The 1,307-nt window shown below is 42.2% G+C and carries 1 protein-coding gene; it reads right to left on the reverse strand.

Annotated elements, in window-relative coordinates; translation table 11 throughout:
* The coding region (locus C1T21_RS26895; RefSeq protein ID WP_146032531.1) for a non-ribosomal peptide synthetase at nucleotides 1-1,307 on the reverse strand (1,307 nt) is incomplete at both ends.

The raw sequence follows: 1,307 nt of genomic DNA on the forward strand, positions 1-1,307 counted from the left end.
CACAAAGATACTTATTTCCGTCAGCTCCTTCTTTGTCCAATACCACTGCTTCTTTTATTGTTTCATGCTTTAATAACCGGTTCTCTATTTCACCCAGTTCTATCCTGTAGCCTCTTATCTTTACCTGATGGTCGATCCTGCCCAGGTATTCTAGGTTGCCGTCAGGCAGCCACCTTGCCAGGTCACCTGTCCTGTACATCCTTTCACCCGGTGCGAATGGGTTTGCTGCGAATTTTTCTTCTGTAAGTTCCGGTCTGTTCAAGTACCCTCTTGCCAGTCCATCCCCTGCTATACATAGTTCTCCCGCTACTCCTATCGGCTGCAGGCCCTTTTCCTTACTCACAACATATAACTTAATGTTATCTATGGGCTTTCCTATAGGTACAAGCTCCAATTCTTCTTCCGTAGAGCAGCCAAAGTAGGATACATCTACTGTTGCTTCTGTTGGTCCGTACAGGTTATGCAGGCTTGTTCCTTTTTCTTTGTACAGCAGCTTGTTGAACTTTTCTACTTGCTTCAGGTTCAGTGCTTCTCCACTGGCAAATACCTGCTTTAAGCTTGCTATTTCCTCTATTATCCCCTTTTCCTCTACATACTCTAAAAATACACTCAACATGGATGGTACAAAGTGCATTGTGGTAACTTTATTTTTTTCGATTGCCTTCACGATTTCTTCCGGATTTTTTTCTCCTCCCGGTATCAGCAGGCAGACTTTGGCCCCAGTAAAGCTCCACCACAATAATTCCCATACCGATACGTCAAAGGTATAGGGAGTTTTCTGCAGGATCACATCACCTTCAGCTATCGGGTATTGCTTCTGCATCCAGTTGATCCGGTTGATTACGGAGTAGTTCTCTATCATTACCCCTTTGGGTTTGCCGGTAGAACCGGATGTATATATTACATAAGCCAAGTTTTCAGGTTTACTAATTAACTTTGGATTTGATACATCCCCAGTAAATAGTTCCTGATTTTCTATGCTAATAAATTCAGCATTTCTGTAACTACCTTTAGCATTTATAAATTTATCCTGTATCAGAATAATTTGGCTGCCACTGTCATCAAGCATAAACTGGATCCTGTCTTCAGGGTATTCAGGAGCTATGGGTAAATAAGCCCCCCCAGCTTTTAGGACAGCCATGATCCCTATGATCATTTCCGGGGAACGTTCTACCATAATTCCCACTACACTATCAGGTTTTATTCCCTTTTCTCTTAATTTTCTGGCCAGTTGGTTTGCCTTTTCGTTTACTTCCTTATAAGTCAGCTGTTTATCTTCAAACACTACAGCAATATTATTGGGTGTC

It is taken from the genome of Paenibacillus sp. F4 (genome assembly GCF_002894905.1).
Taxonomy (GTDB): Bacteria; Bacillota; Bacilli; order Paenibacillales; family Paenibacillaceae; genus Paenibacillus; species Paenibacillus polymyxa_B.